The 24576-nt window shown below is 64.0% G+C and carries 17 protein-coding genes; 11 read left to right on the forward strand and 6 right to left on the reverse strand.

Features of this window, described 5'->3' with window-relative positions; all coding sequences use genetic code 11:
* Positions 1-73: 73 nt before the first annotated feature.
* From pdxR to ACW9UR_RS08900, 5 genes are all read right to left on the reverse strand, one after another.
* Positions 74-1567 carry a MocR-like pyridoxine biosynthesis transcription factor PdxR gene (pdxR, locus tag ACW9UR_RS08880; protein WP_458916607.1) on the reverse strand — a complete coding sequence of 498 codons (1494 nt, stop codon included), beginning with the start codon at positions 1565-1567 and terminating at the stop codon, positions 74-76.
* Positions 1568-1623: 56 nt separating this feature from the next.
* Entirely contained in the window at positions 1624-3006 is a 1383-nt protein-coding gene (locus ACW9UR_RS08885) for an aminotransferase family protein (protein WP_458916608.1), read from the reverse strand.
* A 125-nt stretch (positions 3007-3131) separates the two neighbouring features.
* The gene (locus tag ACW9UR_RS08890; RefSeq protein WP_458916609.1) at positions 3132-4343 is read right to left on the reverse strand and encodes a DegT/DnrJ/EryC1/StrS family aminotransferase; all 1212 of its coding nucleotides are present in this window, start codon (positions 4341-4343) and stop codon (positions 3132-3134) included.
* A 26-nt stretch (positions 4344-4369) separates the two neighbouring features.
* Positions 4370-6805, reverse strand: a complete 2436-nt coding sequence (locus tag ACW9UR_RS08895; protein WP_458916610.1) for a GcvT family protein — start codon at positions 6803-6805, stop codon at positions 4370-4372.
* A gap of 159 nt (positions 6806-6964) precedes the next feature.
* The gene (locus tag ACW9UR_RS08900) at positions 6965-7930 is read right to left on the reverse strand and encodes a LysR family transcriptional regulator (RefSeq protein ID WP_458916611.1); all 966 of its coding nucleotides are present in this window, start codon (positions 7928-7930) and stop codon (positions 6965-6967) included.
* A 192-nt stretch (positions 7931-8122) separates the two neighbouring features.
* Here ACW9UR_RS08900 and ACW9UR_RS08905 point away from each other — a divergent pair, with 192 nt between their 5' ends.
* The 8 genes from ACW9UR_RS08905 to ACW9UR_RS08940 all read left to right on the forward strand — a co-directional run bounded on the left by ACW9UR_RS08905 (position 8123) and on the right by ACW9UR_RS08940 (position 18799).
* Complete coding sequence (locus tag ACW9UR_RS08905; protein ID WP_458916612.1) at positions 8123-9127, forward strand: taurine ABC transporter substrate-binding protein; 1005 nt, start codon at positions 8123-8125, stop codon at positions 9125-9127.
* Between the two features lie 127 nt (positions 9128-9254).
* Positions 9255-10061, forward strand: coding sequence for an ABC transporter ATP-binding protein (locus tag ACW9UR_RS08910; protein ID WP_458916613.1), 807 nt, complete (start codon positions 9255-9257; stop codon positions 10059-10061).
* On the forward strand, positions 10058-11332 hold the full coding sequence (locus ACW9UR_RS08915; protein WP_458916614.1) for an ABC transporter permease: 1275 nt from the start codon (positions 10058-10060) through the stop codon (positions 11330-11332). Before ACW9UR_RS08910 ends, ACW9UR_RS08915 begins: the two co-directional genes overlap by 4 nt.
* A gap of 242 nt (positions 11333-11574) precedes the next feature.
* Positions 11575-12132, forward strand: a complete 558-nt coding sequence (locus ACW9UR_RS08920; RefSeq protein WP_458916615.1) for a helix-turn-helix domain-containing protein — start codon at positions 11575-11577, stop codon at positions 12130-12132.
* A 9-nt stretch (positions 12133-12141) separates the two neighbouring features.
* Entirely contained in the window at positions 12142-14580 is a 2439-nt protein-coding gene (locus ACW9UR_RS08925; RefSeq protein WP_458916616.1) for a GcvT family protein, read from the forward strand.
* Positions 14581-14604: 24 nt separating this feature from the next.
* Entirely contained in the window at positions 14605-17049 is a 2445-nt protein-coding gene (locus ACW9UR_RS08930) for a GcvT family protein (RefSeq protein WP_458916617.1), read from the forward strand.
* A gap of 121 nt (positions 17050-17170) precedes the next feature.
* On the forward strand, positions 17171-18253 hold the full coding sequence (locus tag ACW9UR_RS08935; RefSeq protein ID WP_458917168.1) for a TniQ family protein: 1083 nt from the start codon (positions 17171-17173) through the stop codon (positions 18251-18253).
* Between the two features lie 99 nt (positions 18254-18352).
* Positions 18353-18799 (forward strand): hypothetical protein, encoded by a 447-nt coding sequence (locus ACW9UR_RS08940; RefSeq protein WP_458916618.1) that lies wholly within the window; start codon positions 18353-18355, stop codon positions 18797-18799.
* A 141-nt stretch (positions 18800-18940) separates the two neighbouring features.
* Here the strand turns inward: ACW9UR_RS08940 and ACW9UR_RS08945 are convergent, their stop codons facing one another.
* The gene (locus tag ACW9UR_RS08945) at positions 18941-21208 is read right to left on the reverse strand and encodes an adenosylcobalamin-dependent ribonucleoside-diphosphate reductase (RefSeq protein ID WP_458916619.1); all 2268 of its coding nucleotides are present in this window, start codon (positions 21206-21208) and stop codon (positions 18941-18943) included.
* A gap of 263 nt (positions 21209-21471) precedes the next feature.
* Between ACW9UR_RS08945 and ACW9UR_RS08950 the strand changes: the two genes are divergently transcribed.
* The 3 genes from ACW9UR_RS08950 to yghX all read left to right on the forward strand — a co-directional run bounded on the left by ACW9UR_RS08950 (position 21472) and on the right by yghX (position 24571).
* Positions 21472-23040 carry an alkaline phosphatase D family protein gene (locus ACW9UR_RS08950; RefSeq protein WP_458916620.1) on the forward strand — a complete coding sequence of 523 codons (1569 nt, stop codon included), beginning with the start codon at positions 21472-21474 and terminating at the stop codon, positions 23038-23040.
* 102 nt (positions 23041-23142) lie between these two features.
* Positions 23143-23583: a DUF1489 family protein gene (locus tag ACW9UR_RS08955; protein ID WP_458916621.1), complete on the forward strand. Its 441-nt coding sequence runs from the start codon at positions 23143-23145 to the stop codon at positions 23581-23583.
* Between the two features lie 97 nt (positions 23584-23680).
* Positions 23681-24571, forward strand: a complete 891-nt coding sequence (gene yghX, locus ACW9UR_RS08960; RefSeq protein ID WP_458916622.1) for a YghX family hydrolase — start codon at positions 23681-23683, stop codon at positions 24569-24571.
* Positions 24572-24576: the final 5 nt, after the last annotated feature.

Raw genomic sequence — 24576 nt, forward strand, 5'->3', positions numbered from 1 at the left:
GCTGGCAGCCCGCTCCGCCAACGGTTTCCCCGTGTCATACCCGTGATGAAAGGGACGCGAATAGGGCCAATCTCTAGTGTTGGATATATCCAGACGCCTCCATGCGTACCGCGATCCGGCGAATCCCTTCCGCGATTTTCGCGCTATCTATCGAGGAATAGCTGAGGCGGAAGAAGCGCCGCCCCGCCTCCCGGTCGGCAAAGAAGACGCCGCCGGGCTCGATGACCACACCGTCGGCAAGGAGATCGCGGGCAAGCTTTGTCGTATCGACACCGTCACCTGCCTCGAGCCAGAAGCTGGACCCACCGCGCCGCGCGGGTCCCGGCAGCCGCAGCATGTCATGCGCCTTCAGTGCGGCTTCCATCTCGGACCGGCGCCGATGGTATGCGCGCGCCATGCGGTTCACCTGGCTGTCATAGTGGCCCAGGGACAGAAAATAGGCCGCGGTGCGCTGGATGTGCCCGGGTGGATGACGCAGAACCAGACCGCGCAGGGCCCGCGCCTCCCGGATGAACGCCTCGTCTGCGACGAGGTAGCCGAGCCTCAGTCCCGGGAACAGCGATTTCGAAAAAGACCCGACGTGAACGACCGCACCACCCCTGTCCATCGCCTTGAGCGAAGGCGCCGGCGCGGCGTTGTTCGGAATCTCGAATTCATAGTCGTCCTCGACGATGATGAAACCGCGCTCCGCCGCCAGTTCTATCAAACGCCGTCGCCGCTCCACCGGCATGGTCACGTTCGTGGGGCACTGATGGCTGGCGGTGGTGAAGACCACATCGACCCTATCTGGCAGGCTTTCGGGGTCCAGGCCGTCCGCGTCCACGTCCAGAGCCACGGTCGTGCACCGGGTCCGCTCCAGAATCTTCCGCTGCTCGGGGTAGCAAGGGTTCTCGTGGGCGGCGACGCGCCGCTGTGTAAGCAGTATCTCCGCCGCCATCCAGAGCGCGTTCTGTGCGCCCATGGTTATCAGGATCTGTTCCGGCCGCGCCCGTATTCCGCGCCGCGGAAGGATTTGGCGCTGCACGACGTCCACGAGCTTCGGATCGTCCTGGTCGTACTGATCCAGCGTCATCGCCTCGAACTCGCGCGGGGCAAGCGCCTTCAGTGCGCAAGCGCGCCAGTTATGATGATCAAAGAGCCGGGCATCCGCCTGCCCGTAGATGAAAGGATAGGGATAGTCGCGCCAGTCCTTCGGTCGCATCACGGTTTCGCTGCCGGCAAAGCGGGTTCCGATCGCGCGACTCCAGTCCGTCGAGGGGGCGGCGTCCCCTTCCGGTATCCTGAATTCAGGTTTCCGAGGCGCGTTCTCCGAAACGAAGTACCCGGATCGCCCTCGGGACACGAGATAGTCGGAGGCGACGAGGTCCGTATAGGCGAGCGTGACGGTGATCCTGCTGGTCCCGAGATGTTCGGCAAGCTTCCTGCTGGATGGCAACCGGGCGCCGGCGGGAAACAGGTTCGAGACGATCCCGTCCATCACCATGCAGCGCACCTGCTGCTGAAGGGTCCCCTCGCCGCCGGGGGTCAGAAAGAATGCTTCGACCGGGATCTCCATGACGCCGATCATAGACCCGGACGAAGCTTCGGAAAATGCCTCCGGCGGCAGGGCCGCCGCCAACCTGTTCAGCCGAAAACCTCGGTGAGGGCGGTATCGATCGCACCGGTGATCTGGTCGACCTCGTCCGCAGTGACGATCAGCGCCGGCGCAAGGCAAAGAGTGTTGTTGTACCCGGGCAGGGAGCGGTTGGTGACGCCGATGATCACGCCCTGGCGGTTGCAGCTTGCCACGACCGCCTGCGCCAGCTTCTCGTCCACGGGCTCCTTGCTGGTACGATCGGCGACAAGCTCGGCCCCGCAGAACAGACCCTTGCCGCGGACGTTCCCGATCACCCTGTGCTTGTCCATAAGGGCATGCAGGTTATCCATCAGGCGTTCACCCATCCGGGTGGTGTTCTCCAGCAGACCTTCGTCCTCGATGATGCGGAGGTTCTCGAGCGCCGCCGCCGGACCGGCGGTACAGCCGCCGAAGGTCGAGATATCTCGGAAGTAGCTTAGCGGATCGCTGGAATCGTCCTTGAACATCTCGAAGACCGCTTCGGTCGTGACCGTGCAGGAGATCGCTGCATAGCCTGAGGCGACACCTTTCGCCATGGTCACGAAGTCCGGCTGCACGCCATAGTGCTGATAGCCGAACCAGGTTCCGGTGCGCCCGACGCCGCAGACCACCTCGTCGATGTGCAACAAAACCTCGTACTTGCGGCAGATCTCCTGAACACGCTCCCAGTATCCCTTGGGAGGCACGATCACACCGCCGCCAGCCGTAATAGGCTCGAGGCACAGCAGGCCCACGCTGTCGGGGCCTTCCCGCAGGATCACCTTCTCGATCGCATCCGCTGCCGCAACGCCGTAGTCCTCAGCGTCCGGGTACTGGTTGCGGTATTCCAGGCAATGCGGCACCTCGACGAAACCGTCGGGAAAGGGACCGTACATCGCCGCCCGCTGCGGCTGCCCGCCCGCCGCCAGAGTGGCGATTGTCGTGCCGTGATAGTCCCGCTCCCTGAAGAGGATCTTCGACTTCTTCCCGCCGTGGTGACGGTGCGAGATCTGACGCACCATCTTGAAGACCTTCTCGTTCGCCTCCGAGCCAGAGTTGGAATAATAGACCCGGCTCAATCCGGGCATCTTCCCGATCAGCTTCTCCGAGAACAAGGCGCCAGGCACCGATCCGAGAACGCCCGCGAAGTAGTTCATCTTCAACAGCTGGTCGCGCACCGCGTTGGCGATGCTCTCGCGACCGAAACCCACGTTCACAGTCCAGACACCGCCCGATACCGCGTCGATCAACTCGACGCCGTTCTGGTCCCAGACCCGCAACCCCTTTCCGTCGACGATGATCCGCGGGTCGGCACCATCGAGGGCCTTGTGCTGAAACAGGTGGTGCCAGACATGCGCCTTGTCGGCATTGACGATCGAAGACATGTCATTGGCGGTGTGCGCGATGTTCATGGGCTCTGTCCTTGTGGCGAAGCGAAATGGGGCACGCCGCAGATTCCGGCTGCTCAATATTCACCACTAATCGCGCCCCTCAGATAGGGCCAATGCGCAATTAGGCTTAGATCCAGATCCGCCGCTCAGCTTGCTTCCCGCCGCGGGCTGACCTTTTCGACTTCCTCGCGGATGATCTGTCCGATCATCGCACAATCGGCCTCGGAAAACGTGAGCGGCAAACGCATGTCGAACAGTGTCGCGAGTACATGGTCGGTTCTTGGCAGATCGTGTGCCGCGACATAGCGCCAGCTTTGGTGCGCGGATGTGAAACCGACCGGCTCCGCATTGCCGAACCACTTGAGCTCGACGCCGCGCGTGCCGGTGCGCGCGATAACCTCCCTGCAGCCGGCCGCGTCGAGGTCCGGGACCCGAAACTGGATCGACGAGCCGACCATGCGCTCGGCTTCGGGCCGATGTGGCAGCACGATGCGGCTGAAAACGCCAAGCTCGTCGGCGACAGCACGGTATCTACGGTTCCAGCGGTCGACGTTGGCATTCAGCAGCGGGAGTTGCGGACGAAGGATCGCGGCGCGCAACTCGTCCATGCGCGCCGACATGTTGGCCATCTCATAGCGCGGTGCGTCGAAGCTCTCGGGATCCGGACCGGCGCCATGCCGCGCGTAGTTCATGTAGCTACCCGAGAGGATGGTCGCCCTCGCAATGAAATCGGGATCATCCGAGGTAAGCAACCCGCCTTCGCCCGAGTTCATGTGCTTGTAGGTTTGCGTCGAAAAACATCCCGCGAGGCCGAAGTTGCCGGAGGGCGTGCCGTTCCAGCGGGCGCCCATCGTGTGCGCGCAGTCCTCGATTACGGTGATGCCGTGGGACCGCGCGATCTCCATCAACCGGTCCATGTCGCACAGATGGCCGCGCATGTGCGAAAGCAGCAGGTACCCCGCACCCGAAAACAGGGCCTTGCGCGCAACATCATCAAGGTCGAGCCTGAGGTCCTCGTCTATTTCCACCAGGACGGGGCGCGCACCTACAGCGTGGATTGCCCCGGGAACCGGCGCGAGCGTAAAGGCATTGGTGAGGACCGGCGCGCCAGGAGCAACGCCCGCCGCCCTCAGCGCGATCTGGAGTGCCTGCCCGCCCGAGGTCACCGCTAGGCAATAGCGACTCCCCTGCCAGGCGGCGAACTCGCGTTCCAGTGCAGCCGTTTCGCCTTCTTCCCCCGGTGTCACTCCATAGCGATGCAGTCGCGCTCCGCGCAATACGGCGACGGCCGCTTCGATCGCCTCTTCGGGGATCGGCTCCTGCTGCGTGAACTTTCCGGTGAAGCGATACGATGCCATGGGCGCTGGTTTCCAATCGACGTCGGTCAGGCGCGGACGCGCGCAAAGTCAGGGTCATAGGGGCTCGGCTCTATGACCCTGACGGGGATACGTTCGCCCAGCAGATCGATGGTCGCCTCGGCGCCCGGGGCGGCCCGGTCGGGGGTGACAAACGCATAGGCGAGGTTCAGGGACATTCGATGCCCCCATGCGCCAGAGGTGACGGTACCGACGACAGCGTCTCCATCCATGACCGAGGCGCCAGGATGCGCCGGGCTATGGGTGCAATCCAGAACCAGCGTCACAAGCTTGCGGCGCGGGCCATCCGCAAGTCGCCGCCGAAGCGCCTCGCGGCCGAAGAACGCGCCCTTGCCGAGTTTCACGAAACGCTCGAGGCCCGTCTCAAAAGGATCGAACTCGGTCAGGATATCGGCTTTCCAGTGCAGGAAGCCCTTCTCCATACGCATGGAGTCCACGGCCCGCGCCCCAAACAGCCGCATGCCGTGTTTGTCTCCGGCCTCGCGCAAGGCCAGGTAGGCTGCGCAGAGAGAGGCGTTGGGTACATGAACTTCGTAGGCCAATTCGCCCGAGAAACTCACCGCCATCACCGTCGCGGGCGCGATGCCGACAAAGCACTCACGCACAGACAGCCATGGGAAGGCCTCTTTCGACCAGTCCCCACGCGCCGCGGCGGAAAGCACGTCTCGCGCGTTCGGCCCGGCGACCACGAGGATCGTCTGCTCGTTCGTCAGGCTACGGATCCGAACGTCCTCCCCGGGCAGGACATGGGCGGTGAGCCAGTCCATATCGTGATACTCGCTCGCGGCAGCCGAGCCGTAGATAACCCGCATTGGTCCCCGGTCTGAGGCCGCTAGGTTCGCAATGGTCGCTTCGGATTTCAGCATGCCGTGGTCATTCAGCATGTACCCGAGTCCAACGCGTCCCAAACGCCGCGTGACCCTTCCGCAGAACAGCCGGTCGAGGAAATCGTGGGTATCCGCGCCACTGATCTCCAGCCGGTTGAAACCGTTCACCTCTGTCAGGCCAACACCATTCTGAACGGCGGCGACCTCCTCGGCCACAACATCGAAGGCCTCGTCGAAGCGGAAACCCAGCGTCGGATGGAAGGATGGCGCCGGCTTTATGTACTCGACTCTCTCCCAGCCGTTCACGACAGTGAACTCGGCCCCCTCCGCCGCCAGAACCGGGGTAAGTGGCGTGGTCTTGGCCGGACGCCCCGCAGAACGATGCTCGTTTGGAAAGTGGAAGCGGAATTCGTTCTGGTAGTCCTCGATCGCCTTCACCGCGGTGAGTTCCACGTTGGCATGGCCGGTGAACCGGCGGGGATCGATCACCCAGGTGTCATAGCACGCCTCGCCGTGGACGATCTGTTGGGACAGCAGCCAGCCGTGCCCGCCCCCTTCCCCAAGACCGGCCCGAAGACCGATGATGCAGAACGCGTTGCGTTTACCCGGGATCGGCCCCACCAACGGCGCGCCGTCGATCGTGTAGGTGATCGGTCCGTTGATGACGGTATGGATTCCCACCTCGCCCAGTGCAGGCAGTCGGGCGATCGCGCCCTCCAGAACGTCCGTGATCCGGTCCAGATCATCCGGGCATAGCGCGTTGGCGAAATGCGGGTCGATCCCGTCCATCCCCCAGGTCTTGCAATCCTGCTCATAGAACCCAACAAGCAAGCCCTGCTTTTCCTGCCGGCAGTAGAAGTCGCTGATCGGGCATCGAATGAGAGGCATCCGGCGGCCGGATTCGGCGATGGCAGAGATGGGCTCCGTCAGGAAGTACTGGTGCTCCATCGTGGCGACCGGGTGGTGCACACCCATCATCGCGCCGACCTCGTTGACGCGGTAGCCCGCCGCGTTGACGACGATCTCGCAGTCGATGTCCCCCTTCTCGCTATGAACGGTCCAGCTGTCGTCTGGGCGCTGGGTTATGCCGGTAACCGGCGTATGGCGATAAACCTCGGCCCCGGCCTTCCGCGCACGGCGCACGAGCGCCTGACAAAGCTGCGCCGGATCTATGTCCCCGTCGAGCGGGTCCCAGAGTCCGCCAATCAGGTCGTCAGTAGAAATCAGCGGATGCCGACGCGCGCATTCTTCGGCGTCGATGACCTCGAAGTCCACCCCCATACCTCGCGCCATCGAGGCGAAATGGCGGTATCCGTCCATTTGCGCCTCGGTATTGGCAAGGCGAAGCCCACCGTCGGCGTGGTGGTAGTTGATCGGATACTCCTGGTCCTCGGCCAGTTCCTTGTAGAGCGCGATCGAATGGCTCTTCAGACCGACCATGGTCTGGGTCATGCCGAAGTTCGTGACCTGCGCCGCCGAGTGCCAGGTGGTTCCGGAGGTCAGCTCGTCCCGTTCCAGAAGCACGACGTCGGTCCAGCCTTCGCGGGTCAGATGATAGAGCGTGGAGCAACCGGCGATCCCGCCACCGATAATCACGACGCGCGCGCTACCCTTCATCGAAACCTCCCCAAGCCACACGTCTAGAACGGACGACTGGGCGAGTTCGTCAACAGAACCGCAGAAGCTGCGATATATTCGAAACTAGATTGGGACCAATAGCAAAGTCTTTCGGAGGCCCAGAGCTGCGAGACAACACGTGCCGCGACCCCGATCCGGCTAGGGTTCAAGGATGCGGAAATCCGGAGCGAGCCATGGGTAGCTCGTCGACATCGGCTCGACGAAATACCTGTTGATGAGGCGACGCAGAGACCCGGCGATAAGCTCGGCGGAGGCCTGCGGATACAAGTCGGTTGAGAACAGCGACAAGGTGCGTGCAAATCCCCGGCCGGGATAGGGATGCAGGACGATCTGATCCTGAAAGCGCTTGGCCCGCACATAGCTCGCGGGAGTGGTGATTGCCCACCCGCTGCCGTCGGCGACCATGCCAAGAAGGGACTGATTGCTTTCAAGCTCGAAGCGGTTCGCAAGATTTACCCGCGACCGCCGCAGATGGGCCTCGATCTGGGTGCCGATGAGTTGCTGACTCGAATACCGCAGCAACGGCAGGTTGCTTCGCTCCGACAGGCAGTCTTCTGGCGAGACCTGTACGGACGCGGGCGTTGCCAGGACGTACGGGTCCCGCAGCAAGGGGAATTCAGTCAGGCCTAACGACTCGGTGATTGGCCTCGTGGCGACGCCCGCATCGAGCTTCCGTTCCGAAATCAGACGGATGATCTCGTGACTCGGGCGCGTATGATGCTTGAAGGTGCACTTGGGCATGGCCCGTGCAAGGAACTGGGCGAGTTCCGGCGCAACCTCGCTGTCGAAATCATCTACGATACCAAGCCGGAGTTCGCGCACCTGCGCCAGGTCACCGGAAGTAAGCTCGGTCTCCCCTCTCTGGATTATCCGAAGCCCTTCCTCCACGTGGCGCGCGAAGATACTGCCAGCCGGGGTCAGCACCATCGGTCGCCGCGAATGGTCGACGAGGCTGACGCCCAGGCTCTCCTCGACCCCGCGCAAGTGATGCGAAACGGTACTGATCGAAAGCCCGGTTTCGTTCGCGACCTGCCTGACCGAGCCCGATTTCGCGACCAGTCGGAATATCTCGAGTCCCCGGAGGCTGAGGTTCGTCCGCTGCATAATTCGTCACCAGTCCTTCGCAACAAGTGCGCGATCGCCTTTCGATAAATTCGAAAGTGTAATCCCTTTTTCTCGCAAACGTTGCATTTTTTGAACGCGCTCATTGAAAACATTGCGAGATGGCGCCTGCCCGTAGTCAAATCCAGCTTGGAAAGACCAAGTGGCGGCCGTCAAAAAAACAGGGAGTGCAACATGAAATCGAAGTCCATCAAGACCACCCTCGCGGCGCTTGTGGGAAGCGCATCGATCTTCGGCGCCTCGCATGCGATGGCCGAAAGCATCACCGTCGCATACTTCCTCGAATGGCCCATGCCGTTCGAATACGCCAAGCAGAAGGGCACCTACGAGGAAGCCCTCGGCGTCGATATCAATTGGGTCAGCTTTGAAAGCGGCGTGAAGATGTCGGCCGCGATGGCTTCGGGCGACGTGCAGCTCTCGGTGAGCCAGGGGATGCCCCCCTTCGTGGTCGCCACCTCCGCCGGACAGGATCTGCAGATCCTCGATGTGGCCGTGTCCTACGCCGACAACGACAACTGCGTCGTGCGCGCGGAACTTGAGATCGACGCTTCTAACGCCGGTGAGCTCTCCGGCAAGAAGGTCGCCGTGCCGCTCGGAACTGCTGCACACTATGGCTTCCTCAAGCAGATGAACCACTTCGGCGTCGATATCTCGACGATGGACGTGGTCGACATGGATCCACCCGACGGCGCCGCAGCAATCGCGCAGGGCGCGGTCGACATGTTCTGCGGCTGGGGCGGCTCGCTGCGCCGCGCGCTCGAGCACGGCAACGTGCTGCTCACCGGCGACGAGAAGACCGAGCTTGGCATCCTCGTGTTTGACGTGACTTCGGGTCCCGCCGACTGGGTCGCGGAGAACGAAGAACTGGTCGCCAAGTTCCTCAAGGTGACGGCGGACGCCAACGCGATGTGGGCCGATGAGGCCAACCACGCCGAGATGCTGCCGCTTATCGCCAAGGACGCGGGCATGGACGAAGAAGCGACGATGGAAACAATCTCCACCTTCAAGTTCCCCTCCGTCGATGAGCAGCTGAGCGAAGCATGGCTCAACGGAACGGCTCAGACCTACATGAAAGAGGTTGCGGACGTCTTCGTCGAGGCCGGATCGATCGACTCGGCGCTGGACACCTACGAGAATGCCGTAAACACCGGCCCGCTGGCTGCCTCCAGCGGAATGTAAGACGCGGATCCGGGCGGCGGACACCGTGCGCCGCCTGGCACCTTTTCAGCGATAGATGCCTCGCGCGGAATAGCTGGGCGAAACCGCACTGCCGAGCCGAATACACCCGAAATTGAGAAGGCGGACCATGACAGGACTGTCTATTGAAAACATCTCGATGCGGTTCGACTTGCCCAATGGCAGTTCGGTCCAGGCACTGAAGGATGTCTCGCTGCACCTGAACGAAGGTGAACTGATGAGCGTTCTGGGCCCCTCGGGGTGCGGCAAGACCACCTTGCTCAACATCGTCGCGGGGTTTCTCGCACCAACCGACGGTCAGGTGGTGATGAACGGGCACAAGGTCACCGGACCTGACGCCGAACGCGGGATGGTGTTTCAGCAGGGCGCGCTGTTCGAGTGGATGGACGTCCGGGCCAATGTCAGTTTCGGTCCGCGGATGAAGGGCCTGAGGGAAGCGGACTGGGGTGCGCAGGTCGATCACCTGCTCGACGTCACCGGCCTTCGGGACTTCAAGGACAAAGCCATCTACGAGCTGTCCGGCGGTATGCAGCAGCGTGTCGCGCTCGCGCGCTGCCTCGCGAACGATCCCGACGTGATCCTGATGGACGAGCCGCTCGGCGCCCTCGACGCGCTGACCCGCGAGAAGATGCAAGGCCTCGTGCTGCGGCTCTGGAAAGAGACCGGCAAGACCATCATCCTGATCACGCACTCGGTCGAGGAGGCGCTGCTTCTCGGAGAGCGGCTGCTGGTAATGGCGCCGAGACCGGGCCGGATCCACAAGGAATACAAGCTTCCCTTCGCCGACATGGGCGTCGGTGCGGACCTGCGGGAGGTGAAGCATGCCGAAAGCTACGCCGAAACGCGCGAAGAGATCCTTGGCATGATCTGGAACATGGAAGAGGAAATCATGGGTCGTTCGGAGGCTGAACAATGATCGGCCTCATGATCCTTCTGGTCTACATCGCGATCTTCGTGTTGTCGTTCCTTGCCGTGCGCTTTCTCGCACGCAAGACGACGCGAGATTTCACCTCGCTCAAGACGGTCACCTTCGGCGACGAAAGCGCGGTCACGTCAAACCGGTTCGCCTCGGTCATCTCGGTTCTCACGATCTTCCTGATCTGGGGCTCCTTCACCGGCTCGGCGTGGGTTCCCGGCTTTCTTCACGCACCGGCACCGTTCGTGGGCGAGACCTCGTTCACGTACACACTCGAAACCGCGGACGGCGAACGCGACGATGCGACGGTGTTCGTCCGCGTGGTCGATTTCGGTCAGGAGACCGAGAACTTCGACGTCGATCCAGGAGAGGGCTTCGCCAAGGACGACGCGGTTTCGATGAACGCCTCGCGCTCATCCACGATCCTGTTCGACAGGAACGACGAGGTCACCCGCAAGGACGGTGCGCAGGTCGTCGCGATCGACGGCGTCGAAATCGGTCCGGGCAAGGATGTCCGCACCGATACCGGCCGCTTCGCACTGACGGACAAGGGTGCGATCAGTTTCTCGCCGCCATCGGGACTTCAGATGGAGCCGATCTGGCTGCCGCCCCCCGAGGACGTGCTCAAACGCCTGGTCGAGATCGCCACCGAAGGCTATCGCGACAGCACGCTGTGGGAACATCTTGGCTACTCGCTCTTCCGTGTCATCGCGGGCTTCCTGCTTGGCGCGCTGCTGGGCATCCCGCTGGGCTACGCGATGGGCCTGTCCGACTGGTTCCGAGGCTGGTTCGAGCCGATCGTGGAATTCATGCGTCCCGTCCCCCCGCTTGCGTTGATCCCGCTCGTGATCATCTGGTTCGGGATCGGCGAAACCGGCAAGATCATCCTGCTGTTCCTCGCCTCGCTCTGGATCATGGCAATCGCAGCCCGTGCAGGAGTGTCGGGGGTCAACATCTCCAAGGTCCACGCGGCATACTCGCTCGGCGCGAGCAAGTTCCAGATCATGCGTCACGTCATCATGCCGAACTCGTTGCCCGAGATCTTCACCGGCGCGCGGGTCGCGATGGGTGTCTGCTGGGGAACCGTGGTCGCCGCCGAACTGGTCGCCGCATCGGAAGGCGCGGGGATGATGATCATGGTCGCCTCCAAGTTCCAGCTGACGGACATCGTCCTGATGGGGATCATCCTGATCGGCGTGATCGGCTTCGGCATCGACATCCTGATGCGCAAGATCGAGAACGTCCTGGTGCCCTGGAAGGGCCGGAGCTGAGGTCCTCCCCAGACCCCGGATCCTTATAAAACTTTTGGCCCAGGCCGCGCGCGATCTGATCGCCCGCGGCCGCCGCTCCAGCGCTCGCGAAACCCTGCGCCTCTGAGCGCCCGTGAGCGGTCTGCTAAGGCTTCGATCTTCGCAAAAAACGGAGCGCGTGAAATTCCTGCGCAATTTTTCATTTGGCGTTAATGAAAATTTCCGCGATTATTTCACGACACAACCTGGCGGGTCTGGAGCCGATGACGGACACGAGCGCGATAGGAACGGACATTCGCGCCCTGCGCAGCACGCGCAGGATGACGTTGACCGACCTTGCCGAGGCCCTTGGCAAATCGGTGGGATGGCTAAGCCAGGTCGAGCGCGGCATCTCCACCCCCAGCATCAGCGACCTTCAAGCCATCGCACGCACCCTCGAAGTGCCCATGTCCATGTTCTTCGGCTCTCACCAGGGGCCCGAGGAGGAACGCGGCCTCGTCGTCCGCGCCTCTGGCCGCCGCGAGATCGGCGAACGCGACAATGGCCTTGTCGAGGCGCTCTTGTCGCCCGATCTGACCGACGCGTTCGAGGTCGTTCACTCGACCTTCCTGCCCGGCGCATCGCTGGATCAGCCCCGCCAACGCGCGACCTCGGAAGTGGTCTATCTCGTGTCCGGAACGCTCGACCTCTGGATCAACGATCAGCCGTTCACCATTCACGCCGGCGACAGTTTCCGCATCAAGGGCGCGCAGTATCGCTGGGCCAATCCGTACGACACACCGGCCTGCGCGATCTGGGTCATATCTCCTCCGGTCTATTGAGGTTCCGCCATGTCCATTCCTTCCACAGCTCGTGTGGTCATCATCGGCGGAGGCATCGTCGGCGTATCGGCGTTGTACCACCTCGCCAAAGCAGGCTGGACCGACTGTGTCCTGTTGGAAAAGAACGAACTGACCGCAGGATCGACCTGGCACGCAGCGGGCAACTGCCCGAACTTTGCCGCCAACTATGGCGTGATGAACATGCAGCGATACGGCCTGGCGCTGTACCGGGGTCTTGCCGAAGAGGTCGACTACCCGATCAATTACCACGTCACCGGCGCGGTCCGCCTGGCGCACACCCATGAACGTATGATGGAATTCGACCGCGTGCGCGGAATGGCGGCGCATATGGGCCTGACCATGGAAATGTGCACGCCCGAAGAATTGCAGGCCCATTTCCCGTTCATGGAAACCCACGACCTCGAGGGCGGGCTTTGGGATCCGCTCGACGGCGACATCGATCCCAGCCAGGTCACGCAGGCGCTCGGCAAGGGTGCGCGCGCGGCGGGGGCCACCATCCTGCGGTTCACGCCGGCGACCGGCGTCAGCCGTAAGAATGGCGAATGGATCGTGCACACCGCAAAGGGCGACATCCGCTGCGAATACGTCGTGAACGCCGCCGGCTACTATGCCGCGCGGGTCGGCGAATGGTTCCTGCCGCACGGCGGGCGCCCGGTCCCCCTGACCGTCATGAGCCACCAGTATTTCCTGACCGAGGCCATCCCCGAAATCAAGGAATGGACCGAGGCCAACGGCCGCAAGGTGCCGCTGCTGCGCGATGTCGACAGCTCCTACTACCTTCGTCAGGACACCTACTCGCTGAACCTCGGCCCCTACGAGCGCAACTGCCGGCCCGCTTGGGCCACCCCCGATGAGCCGATGCCAGACGATTTCAGCTTCCAACTCTACCCGGACGACTTGGACCGGCTTGAATGGTATATCGAGGATGCCATGGCCCGCGTCCCGCTTCTGGGCACGCAGGGCGTGCAACGGAACATCAACGGCCCTATCCCCTACGCGCCTGACGGCCTGCCAATGCTGGGCCCGATGCCCGGCGTCCCCAACGCCTTCGAGGCGCACAGCTTCACCTTCGGCATCGCGCAGGGCGGCGGCGCAGGGAAAGTGATCTCGGAATGGATCATGCATGGCCATCCCGAGTGGGACATGTGGTCGGTCGATCCGCGTCGATACACCGATCACGCCGACCCGCAGTTCTGTCTCGGCAAGGCGATGGAGACCTATGGCCACGAGTACGCGATGCATTTCCCGCATCACGAATGGCCGGCTGAACGCGACCGGAAGCTGTCGCCGAACCACGACCGCCTGCTGGCGGATGGGGCGCAAATGGGGGCTTACAACGGCTGGGAACGCGCAAACTGGTTCGCCAGGAACGGTGACGACATCTCCGAGGAGGCGACCCAGACCTGGAACCGCTCCGGTCCCTGGGAACCGCGCGTACGCGCAGAAGTAGAGGCCGTTCGCAATAGCGCGGGGGTGATCGACCTCTGCGGCTTCTCGCGGTTCGGCATCAACGGCGATGGCGCGGCAGAGGCGCTTCGCGGCCTCATCACCGGGGCGCTGCCCAAGGTCGGGCGCATGAACCTGATCTACATTGCCGATGCACGCGGCCACGTGCTGACAGAGATGTCCTGCATTCGTCACGGCGAGGATGAGTTCACCCTGATGACCGCGGCGGTTGCGCAGTGGCACGACCGCGACGTGCTCAGGACCGCCCTGCCCGACGGCGTAGCGCTCGTCGACAAGACCCGCGATGTCATCGCCCTGCTGGTGACCGGCCCGACGTCGCGCGATGTGCTGGCCGCGATCAGCGACGCGGACCTGTCTCTAGGCTGGCTGACGCACCAACAGGCCAGCGTCGCGGGCAGACCGGCGATGCTCGTGCGGGTGTCGTTTGCCGGCGAGCTCGGCTGGGAAGTGCATTGCGCCCCTCAGGATACCCCGGCGGTCTATGCCGCCATCCGCGACGCGGGCGCGGCTCCGTTCGGCATGTATGCTCTGAACTCCATGCGGATCGAAAAGGGCTACCTGACCTGGAAAGGCGACCTGTCCTCGGACTACACCCTATTCGAGACCGGTCTCCACCGGTTCGTCAAACTCGAAAAATCGCAGGATTTCCCCGGGAAGGCAGCGCTTCTGGCCGCCGCCGAGACAGAACCGGCCAGACGGCTCGTGACGCTGACCGTCGAGCAGGGACAGCAAGACGCCCCCTACATGGCAACCGTCTATGCCGGTGGCTTGCGCGTGGGCGAAGTCCTGTCCTCGGCCTATGGTTACCGTGTCGATGCCGCAATCGCGATCGCCATGCTCGACGCGTCGGTTCCCGCCGACGCCAGCGTCGAGGTGGACGTCTACGGCAAACGCCTCGGCGCGACAGTGCAGACCTCTCGATGCCTTTGGGATGCGGACAACGCCCGCATCCGTGCCTGATCACTGACGCAAGGAACGAAGAAGATGGCTCTGCCTCCTGAAAAAGCCCGCGTCGTCATCGTCGGCGGCGGTGTCATCGGCTGCTCGGTCGCCTATCATCTGACGAAACTCGGTTGGACCGACGTGGTGCTGCTGGAACGCAAGCAACTGACCTCGGGTACCACCTGGCACGCGGCGGGGCTCATCGCTCAGCTGCGCGCGACGCAGAACATGACGCGGCTCGCGAAATACAGCCAGGAACTCTATGGCAGTCTCGAGGAGGAGACCGGTGTGGCCACCGGGTTCCGCCGCAACGGGTCGATCACCGTCGCGCTGTCGGACGAGCGCCGGGAAGAGATTCTGCGACAAGCCTCGATGGCCCGCGCCTTCGGCGTCGAAATCGAGGAAATCAGCCCCTCGGAACTCAAATACCGCTACCCGCACGTCAACGTCGATGACGTCACGGCGGCGGTCTACCTCGACAAGGACGGCCAAGGCGATCCGGCCAACATCGCGCTGGCGCTGGCCAAGGGCGCCAGGATGCGCGGCGCGCAGGTGCTGGAGCGCACCAAGGTCACCGGCTTTCGGAAGGACGGCCGCCGCATCACCGGCGTGTCATGGAAGGCGGATGGCCAGACCGGCACGATCGCCTGCGAAATGGTCGTGAACTGCGCCGGGATGTGGGGCCATGAGGTCGGTCGCAAAATGGGCGTGAACGTTCCGCTGCATGCCTGCGAGCATTTCTACATCGTCACCGACACCGTGCCGGGGCTGTCGCAACTGCCCGTGCTGCGCGTGCCCGAGGAATGCGCCTACTACAAAGAGGACGCTGGGAAGATCCTTCTGGGAGCATTCGAACCTGTCGCCAAACCCTGGGGCATGGCCGGGATATCCGAAGACTTTGAGTTCGACCAGTTGCCCGAGGACTTCGACCATTTCGAGCCGATCCTCGAACTCGCGGTGAACCGAATGCCGCTACTGGCCGAGGCGGGGATACACACGTTCTTCAACGGTCCCGAAAGTTTCACACCTGACGACGCATACCACCTCGGACTCGCGCCGGGGATGGACAATGCCTGGGTCGCAGCAGGCTTCAACTCCATCGGGATTCAGTCTGCAGGCGGGGCCGGTATGGCGCTGGCCGCCTGGATGGACACCGGCGAGAAGCCCTTCGACCTGGGCGATGTCGACATCGCGCGCATGCAACCCTTCCAGGGCAACAGGGCCTATCTCTTCGAGCGGTCCAAGGAAACGCTTGGGCTGCTCTATGCGGACCATTTCCCCTATCGTCAGAAGGCCACGGCTCGCGGCATCCGCCGATCGCCCCTCCACGAGGCGTTACTGCGCGCAGGCGCGGTGATGGGCGAACTGGCGGGATGGGAGCGCGCCAACTGGTTCGCCGACCCGGGGCAGAAGGCGGAATACGAATACTCCTGGAAGCGCCAGAACTGGTTCGAGAACGCCGCGCGCGAGCACAAGGCCATCCGCGAGAACGTCGGCATCTACGACATGTCCTCCTTCGGAAAGATCCGCGTGGAAGGTCCGGACGCGGAAGCCTTCCTGAACTACGTCTCGGCCAGCAACCTCTCCGTCCCGGTCGGCAAGATCGTCTACAGCCAGTTCCTGAACGCCTCGGGCGGGATCGAGGCTGACGTGACGATCACCCGCCTGTCCGAAACCGCCTATCTCGTGATCACGCCCGCAGCGAGCCGCCTCGCGGACCAGGAGTGGCTCCGCCGCCATCTCGGCGATTACCGCGTCACGCTCTTCGACATGACCGCCTCCGAGGCGGTGATCTGCGTCATGGGCCCCAATGCCCGCGCGCTGCTGCAAAAGGTCTCTCCCAGCGATTTCACGAACGAGGTCAACCCGTTCGGCACATGCCAGGAGATCGAGATCGGCATGGGCCTCGCCCGGGCCCATCGGGTGACCTACGTCGGCGAGCTCGGGTGGGAGCTATACGTATCCACGGACATGGCCGCGCATGTCTTCGAGGTTCTGCAAGAGGCGGGCCGCGAGTTGAACGCGAAGCTCTGCGGCCTGCACATGATGGACAGCTGCCGGATGGAGAAGGGCTTCCGCCACTTCGGCCATGACATTACCCCCGAGGACCATATCCTCGAGGCAGGATTGGGCTTCGCGATAAAGAAAACCGACGTCGATTTCATCGGTCGCGCGGCGATCCAGCGCAAACGCGACGAAGGCCTGCAGACCCGGCTGGTGCAGTTCATGCTGACCGACCCCGAACCGATGCTCTACCACGCCGAGCCCATCGTCCGCGACGGCCGCATCGTCGGCCACCTGTCGTCCGGAGCCTACGGCCACCACCTCGGCGCCGCGATGGGCATGGGTTACGTCCCCTGCACGGGAGAAACCCCGGCCGATCTCCTGACCTCGCCTTTCGAGATAGAAGTGGCCGGAAGACGGTTCCAGGCAACAGCCTCCCTAAGGCCATTCTACGACCCGAAGTCCGAGCGGGTGAGGGCTTGAATCAATACTCCGCGGAGCATCGGTTGGCGACAAGGAGACCACGTTCAAGCAAGTCATCGAGGGGTCCCGGGATGCAGTCGATGTCCTCCGGAAATTTGGGGTCGATATCCCAGAGACGATCCTGGACTGGAGCCCGGTGAAGACAGCCGGCTCCAGACGAAACCTGAACGGCACACCCTTTCCGACCAAGGTTGTCCAGTCCCCGGCGATGCGGGGATGCCCGGCCTGCCTACGCGAGGATGCGGCAGGTTCCGACCTTCCGTCACATCTGGCCATGGCGATGCGCGGGCACTGGCTGGTCCCGCATGTGTTCCTGTGCCTGGAGCACGAGCACCCACTGGTCCCCTTGTGGCGGGATCCCAGCCCCACATCCCGCTTCGACTCCGTCCGCCACCTGGCAGAGATCGACGATGACCTGATCTCGGGCAGGTTCGACAAGACCCTCCGCGACCCCACCGATTTCGATCTCTGGCTGGACGACCGGCTGCAGGGGATCGCGTCAGGTGGATGGCTCGACAGGCAGCCGCTTCACGCGGCCGCCAACTTCTGCCTGATGCTCGGCTATGCCCTGCTGCGGCACGAAGAGATCGCCCCTTCCGCCATCGACCCGGATGACCGCTGGGGGCTCCAGCAGATGGGATTCGAGATCGCCCGGGGCGGAGAAGACGCCGTCCGTGCCGCGCTCCGAGGCCTGCAGGCCCTGCCGGGCGGCCCCCACGAAGGGCCAAAGAAGGTCTTCCCGGTGCTCTACGATCGGCTGTCCCACCACTACCATGACAACCCGGACTACGCGGCCTTCCGGGCGATCCTGCGCGCCCACATGCTGGAGACCTGGCCTCTGGGGATCGGGGATGAGGTGATGGGCGAGCCGGTCATGGAGCGCCGGCTGCATTCCGTCAGAACCGCGGCGGCGGCGACCGGCATCGACCCGCGGCGCTTCCGCAAGATGCTCTCCGCTGCGGGGCTGGTCCCGGACGGCGGGGACGCGTTGCCCGACGCGTGGCAGGTCTTCGAGGCCGAGGCCGCCGAGCCGCTCCTGCGCGATCTCCAGCACCTGGTCACCACCAGCGCCTTCGCGCAGCTCATCGGCGCCTCACGGTCCCAGTTCGATCTGCTGGTCGCTGACGGAGTGCTTCAGCCCGCGTTGAATGCCCCGGACTTGAAGGCGGTCTGGAGCCCCGCAGACGGCACCGCCTTCCTCTAGAGCCTCCTCGTCGGCGCGACCCAGCTTCGGCAGGCGCAGCATGGCTGGATCCACATCTTGAGATCGGCACAGAGGCTGAAGATCCAGCCAAGCGAGATTATGGCCGCAATCCGGGAACGCCGGATCACGCGCATCGGCAACCACATGGATCATGAGGGCTTCGCGGCTGTCTATGTCTACCACCCCGAGGTCATGGGGATCCTCGGATCGGAGGAGCCGAGTGCGCAGACCATCGAGTTCTTCGCAAAATCCGTCGGCATGCGGCAACCCAGCAGGATGCGGCGACTCATCATGGACGGGCACACCCCGGCGACCCTGATGACAAACCCGAAAACTAAGGCGCTACAGTACTACGTGACCAAGGAGGACGCCGAGGCCTTCCACGAGCGGTTCTTCACCTCACGGACGATGGCGCAAGCGCTCGGGCGCAGCTGGCAGAGCCTGCGCGCGGATCTTCGGGGGAAGAGCATCGAGCCGTTCTCCCCGAATGATGAAGACTACGGGATCCTCTACTTGCGCAGGACCGTACTCTCCCGCCTCGGCTAAAATATCATACCCGGAAACCAAATCAGGCGGAGCCATGTGCTCCGCCCTTGTTTCTATGGCGTTTCGCGTTCGCCCGGAAAAAGGATGGTGTGAAACGCGGAAAAGGGATGGGGGGCCTGACAGACACGATGCCCCATCACCTCACCCGCATTTCGAGTGTCCGCAATCCGCGCAAGTCAGGCACCCTTCCACCATACGCAGCGAATACTGGCCGCAGTTCGGGCAGGCAGGCCCACGCGGCTTCTCTCCTGCGCGCAAGGCGGCGATCTGCGGGTCTTCCGCCGCAGCGGTGCCCTCACCGGCCAGGAAGCCGATGGCGATCATGTGCCGCTCGATCACGCCGCCGATCGCCGCCAGGATCGAGGGGATGTACTTGCCCTGCACCCAGGCGCCGCCTCGGGGGTCGAAGACCGCCTTTAGCTCCTCGACCACAAAGCTCACATCGCCGCCACGACGGAACACCGCGCTGATCATCCGCGTCAGCGCCACGGTCCAGGCGAAATGCTCCATGTTCTTGGAGTTGATGAAGACCTCGAACGGACGCCGCACGCCGCCGACCACCAGGTCGTTGATGGTGATGTAGATCGCATGCTCGCTTTCGGGCCACTTGATCTTGTAGGTCGTGCCCTCCAGCTCCTGCGGGCGGTCCAGCTTCTCGGAAAGGTAGACCACCTCGCCGCTCTCGTCCGGCTCGGGCTTGGCCTCCTCGGCCGAGGGCGTCACGCTCAGGACCGAGCCAGTGACGTCGTTCGGGCGGTAGGTGGTGCAGCCCTTGCAGCCCAGTTCCCACGCCTGCAGGTAGACGTCCTTGAAGTCGTCGAAGGCGATGTCCGCCGGGCAGTTGATCGTCTTCGAGATCGACGAGTCGATCCACTTCTGCGCCGCCGCCTGCATGCGGACATGCTCCAGCGGTGTCAGGCTCTGTGCGTCGACGAAATGATCCGGCAACGGAGCGTCGCCGTTGCGGTCGCGCCAGGCCTGCACGGCGTAGTCGACCACCTCTTCCTCGGTCCGCGAGCCGTCGTTTTGTAACACCTTGCGCGTGTAGCTATGGGCGAAAACCGGCTCGATCCCCGACGATACGTTGCCTGCGAACAGGCTGATCGTCCCGGTTGGCGCGATCGAGGTCAGCAGCGCGTTACGGATGCCGTGCTTGGCGATGGCGTCGCGCACGTCATCGTCCATCTCCTGCATGGTCTCGCCCGCAAGGTACTTCTCGCGGTCGAACAAGGGAAAGGCGCCCTTCTCGGCTGCCAGCTGCGCCGAGGCCAGATAGGCCGCGCGGGCGATCCGCTTCAACCAACGCTCCGTGACGCGCGCGGCCTCCTCGGAGCCGTAGCGTTCACCGACCATGACCAGCGCGTCGGCAAGGCCGGTGACGCCAAGGCCGATGCGGCGCTTGTTGGCGGCTTCTTCCGCCTGCTGCGGCAGCGGGAAACGCGAGGCGTCGACCACGTTGTCCATCATCCGCACTGCGGTGGCGACCAGGTCGTCCAGCGCGTCTTCGTCCAGCGCGGCGTCCTCGCCGAAGGCATCCGTCACAAGCTTCGCCAGGTTGATCGACCCCAGCAGGCACGCGCCGTAGGGCGGCAGGGGCTGCTCGCCGCAGGGGTTTGTCGCGGCGATCTGCTCGGCATAGTAGAGGTTGTTGCGCTGGTTGATCCGGTCGATGAAGATCACGCCCGGCTCGGCGTAATCATAGGTCGCGCGCGTGATCTTGTTCCACAAGTCGCGCGCCTGGATCGTGTGATAGACCTTCCCGTCGAACTTCAAATCCCAGGGGCCGTCGGCCTTAACCGCGTCCATGAAATCGTCGGTCACCAGTACGCTGAGATTGAACATGCGCAGCCGCGCCGGGTCCTGCTTGGCGGTGATGAAGCTCTCGATATCCGGGTGGTCGCAGCGCATCGTCGCCATCATCGCGCCGCGGCGCGAGCCTGCGGACATGATCGTGCGGCACATCGCGTCCCAGACGTCCATGAACGACAGCGGCCCCGAGGCGTCGGCGGCCACTCCCTTCACCACCGCGCCGCGCGGGCGGATGGTCGAGAAGTCGTAGCCGATGCCGCCGCCCTGCTGCATGGTCAGCGCGGCCTCTTTCAGCATGTCGAAGATGCCGCCCATGCTGTCGGGCACGGTGCCCATCACGAAGCAGTTGAACAGCGTCACGGTCCGGCCGGTGCCGGCACCCGCCACGATCCGGCCCGCCGGCAGGAAGCGGAAATCCTCGAGCGCCTCGTAGAACTTGTCTTCCCAGGTTTCCGGCTTCTTCTCGACCGAGGCCAGATCGCGGGCGATACGGCGCCAGGTGTCTTCGACGCTGGCGTCGATCGGCGTGCCGTCAGCCTCTTTCAGGCGGTACTTCATGTCCCAGATGGATTCGGCGATGGGGGCGGTAAAGCGGGTCATGTCGGACGCCTTCGATTCTGCGTGTCGGTACGTTTGGGAGGGCGTTCGACCATATGGCGAACGCCGCCTCAGGTCAATCCGCCGACCGCAATATACGGCGGCCCGATTTGATCGGAAAACCATATATCGTGGCTCGGCAGCACTGACGCGAAAGCTTCACCAAATATTCAAACACTTGGCACCTCGCTGCAAAGCATGGTCGTCACCCTGCCCCGGTGCGCACTCCGCGCCGTCCAGCCGAACAGCCAGACAGGACAGGGATCATGACCCGGAAACCCCTCATCTCGCCGCGCCTCAGCCGCCGTACCGTGCTTGCGGGCGGCACCGCCTTCGCCACCACGCTGGCCGCCCCGGCGCTGGTCCGCGCCGCGGCCCGCCCGGTCTTCACCCACGGCGTGCAGTCGGGCGATGTCGACGCCGCCTCGGGCATGATCTGGACCCGCACCGACCGGCCCGCACGCGTCGCCGTCGAGGTCGCCACCACCGAAAGCTTCAAGGACGCACGCCAGCTGGCCCCGCTACACGCGCTGCCAGAGAGCGACTTCGCCGTGAAGCGCCTGATCGAGGGCTTGCCTTCGGACCAGGAGATCTTCTACCGCTTCACCGCCACTGACCTCTCGGACGTCAACGCGACTTCCGAGCCGCTGGTCGGTCGTTTCCGCACCGCGCCTGCCTCGCGCCGCTCGGTCCGTTTCGCCTGGTCGGGCGACACCGCCGGTCAGGGCTGGGGCATCGACGACGACGGCATGGCGACCTATGCCACCATGGCGCAGCACCAGCCGGACTTCTTCCTGCATTCGGGCGACACGATCTATGCCGACGGCCCGATGACTGACGAGGTCGAGCTGGCCGACGGCAGCCTGTGGAAGAACACCACCCTGATCGACGAGAAGCGCAAGGTCGCCGAGACCCTCGACGAATTCCGCGGCCAGTGGAAGTACAACATGATGGACCGGCACGTGCAGGCGCTGAACGCCGTTGCGCCGACCTTCTTCCAGTGGGACGACCACGAGGTCGTCAACAACTGGTCGCCGGGCAAGGACCTGAGCGGCGACGACCGCTACACCGAGAAGTCCATCGACCTGCTGGCCGCCCGCGCCGGCCGCGCCTTCCACGAGATGACGCCGATCCGCTTCGCCCCGTCCGAGCCCGGCCGCGTCTATCGCAAGATCGCCTACGGCCCGATGCTGGACGTGTTCTTCCTCGACCTGCGCTCCTACCGTACCGCGAACAGCGAAGGCCTGCAGGATCAGCCCTCGGACGCCACCCGCGCCCTGGGCGCCGAGCAGATCGCCTGGCTAAAGCGCGAACTGGCGAGCTCGCAGGCGACGTGGAAGGTCATCGCCTCGGACATGCCCATCGGCCTTGTGGTGCGTGACGGCGACTATATCGAGGCCGTCGCGAACGGCGAGGACGGCAGCCCCAAGGGTCGCGAATTCGAGATCGCCGACCTGCTGCGCTTCATCAAGACCGCCGGCGTCACCAACACCGTCTGGTTCACTGCCGACGTCCACTACACCGCTGCACACCATTACAGCCCGGACCGGGCCGCCTTCCAGGACTTCGAGCCGTTCTGGGAGTTCGTCTCGGGCCCGCTCCACGCCGGGACCTTCGGGCCGAACGCGCTCGACGGCACCTTCGGTCCCGAGGTCCGTTTCGTGAAGGCCCCGACCGAGGAACAGGGCGTCAACCTGCCGCCCAGCGCCGGGCTGCAGTTCTTCGGTCTGGTCGACATCGACGGCGCGACCGAGCAGATGACCGTGCGCCTGATGGACCGCGGAAACACCGAGCTTTGGTCGACCACGCTCGACCCGCAGCGCGCCGCGCTCTGACACTGGACCGGGCCGCCGCCTAAGTCGCGGCGGCCCGTTTCCCCTTCCCGTCCCGCTCTGCTAGGTTGCCCGCCTCACCGGAAGAATCGCGAGGCATCGGCGGTGGCGAAACTGCATCTGATCAAGCTGTCCGTAGGCACCGAAAGCGTCGATACGCTGAACGAGTGGCAGCGGGTCGTGGCCGACCGCAACCGCGCCGCGGGCCTTGGCCCCATCGTCACCCATGTCACCCGCATGTGGCCCCGGCGGCAGGATGAACTGCTCGACGGCGGCTCGATCTACTGGGTGATCAAGGGTACCGTCCTGGCCCGCCAACCGGTGCTCGACCTTCAGGAGCGCATCGACGCCGAGGGCATCCGCCGCTGCGCCATCGTGCTTGAGCCGGGCCTGATCCGCACCCACCCGCAACCGCGCCGCGCCTTCCAGGGCTGGCGCTATCTCAAGCCCGAGGACGCGCCGCGCGACTTGCCCGAAGGCGCCGACGGCGAGGACGAGTTGCCGCCGGAACTGCACTCCGCCTTGTCGGATTTCGGCATTCTCTGACCCCCGTCTTGGCACCGGGGTCACGAACGCGTGATCGCGTGACGGAATTTGGCTTCCCCTGCGTAAAAAGGTTGGGCCAATCCAACAGGGGGAACCTATGACCCGTCTCACCGCAAAAGATTTCGACCAGCGCGTGCTGGATCTGTTCGACGGCTACGTGCATGGCAAGATCACCAAACGTGATTTCATGGACGGCGCGGCGAAGTTCGCCATCGGCGGCATGACCGCCACCGCCATGTTCGAGGCGCTCAAGCCCGATTACGCCCTGGCCCAGCAGGTGGCCGAAGACGACCCCGACATCGTGACCGAGCGCGTGACCTACAACTCGCCCAACGGGCATGGCGAGATCAGCGGCCTCATGGCGCGGCCGTCCTCGGGCGATGGTCCGTTCGGCGCCGTCCTTGTCGTGCACGAGAACCGGGGCCTGAACCCGTATATCGAAGACGTCGTGCGCCGCGTTGCCAAGGCCGGATTCCTGGCGCTCGGCCCCGACGGCCTGTCCCCGCTGGGCGGCTATCCCGGCACTGACGAGGAAGGCCGCGAAATGCAGGCGAGCATGGACCGCCCCAAGCTTCTGCAGGACTTCTTCGCCGGCTATGAGTTCGTCCGCGACCACGAACTGTCGAATGGCAAGGCGGGCGCCGTCGGTTTCTGCTACGGCGGCGGCGTCTGCAACGCGCTGGCCGTGGCCTACCCCGAGATGGCAGCCTCGGTCCCTTACTACGGCAGCCAGCCGGACACTGCCGACGTGCCGAAGATCCAGGCGCCGCTGATGCTGCAATACGCGGGACTCGACGAGCGTATCAACGCCGGCTGGCCCGCCTATGAGGAAGCGCTCCGGACGAACAGCAAGGCCTTCTCGGCCCACTTCTATCCGGACGTGAACCACGGCTTCCACAACGACACGACCCCGCGCTACGACGCGGATGCGGCGGAGCTGTCCTGGAGCCGGACGATCCTGTTCTTCGAGAACCACTTGGCAGCCTGACCCGG

The organism is Halovulum sp. GXIMD14794 (assembly GCF_054457455.1).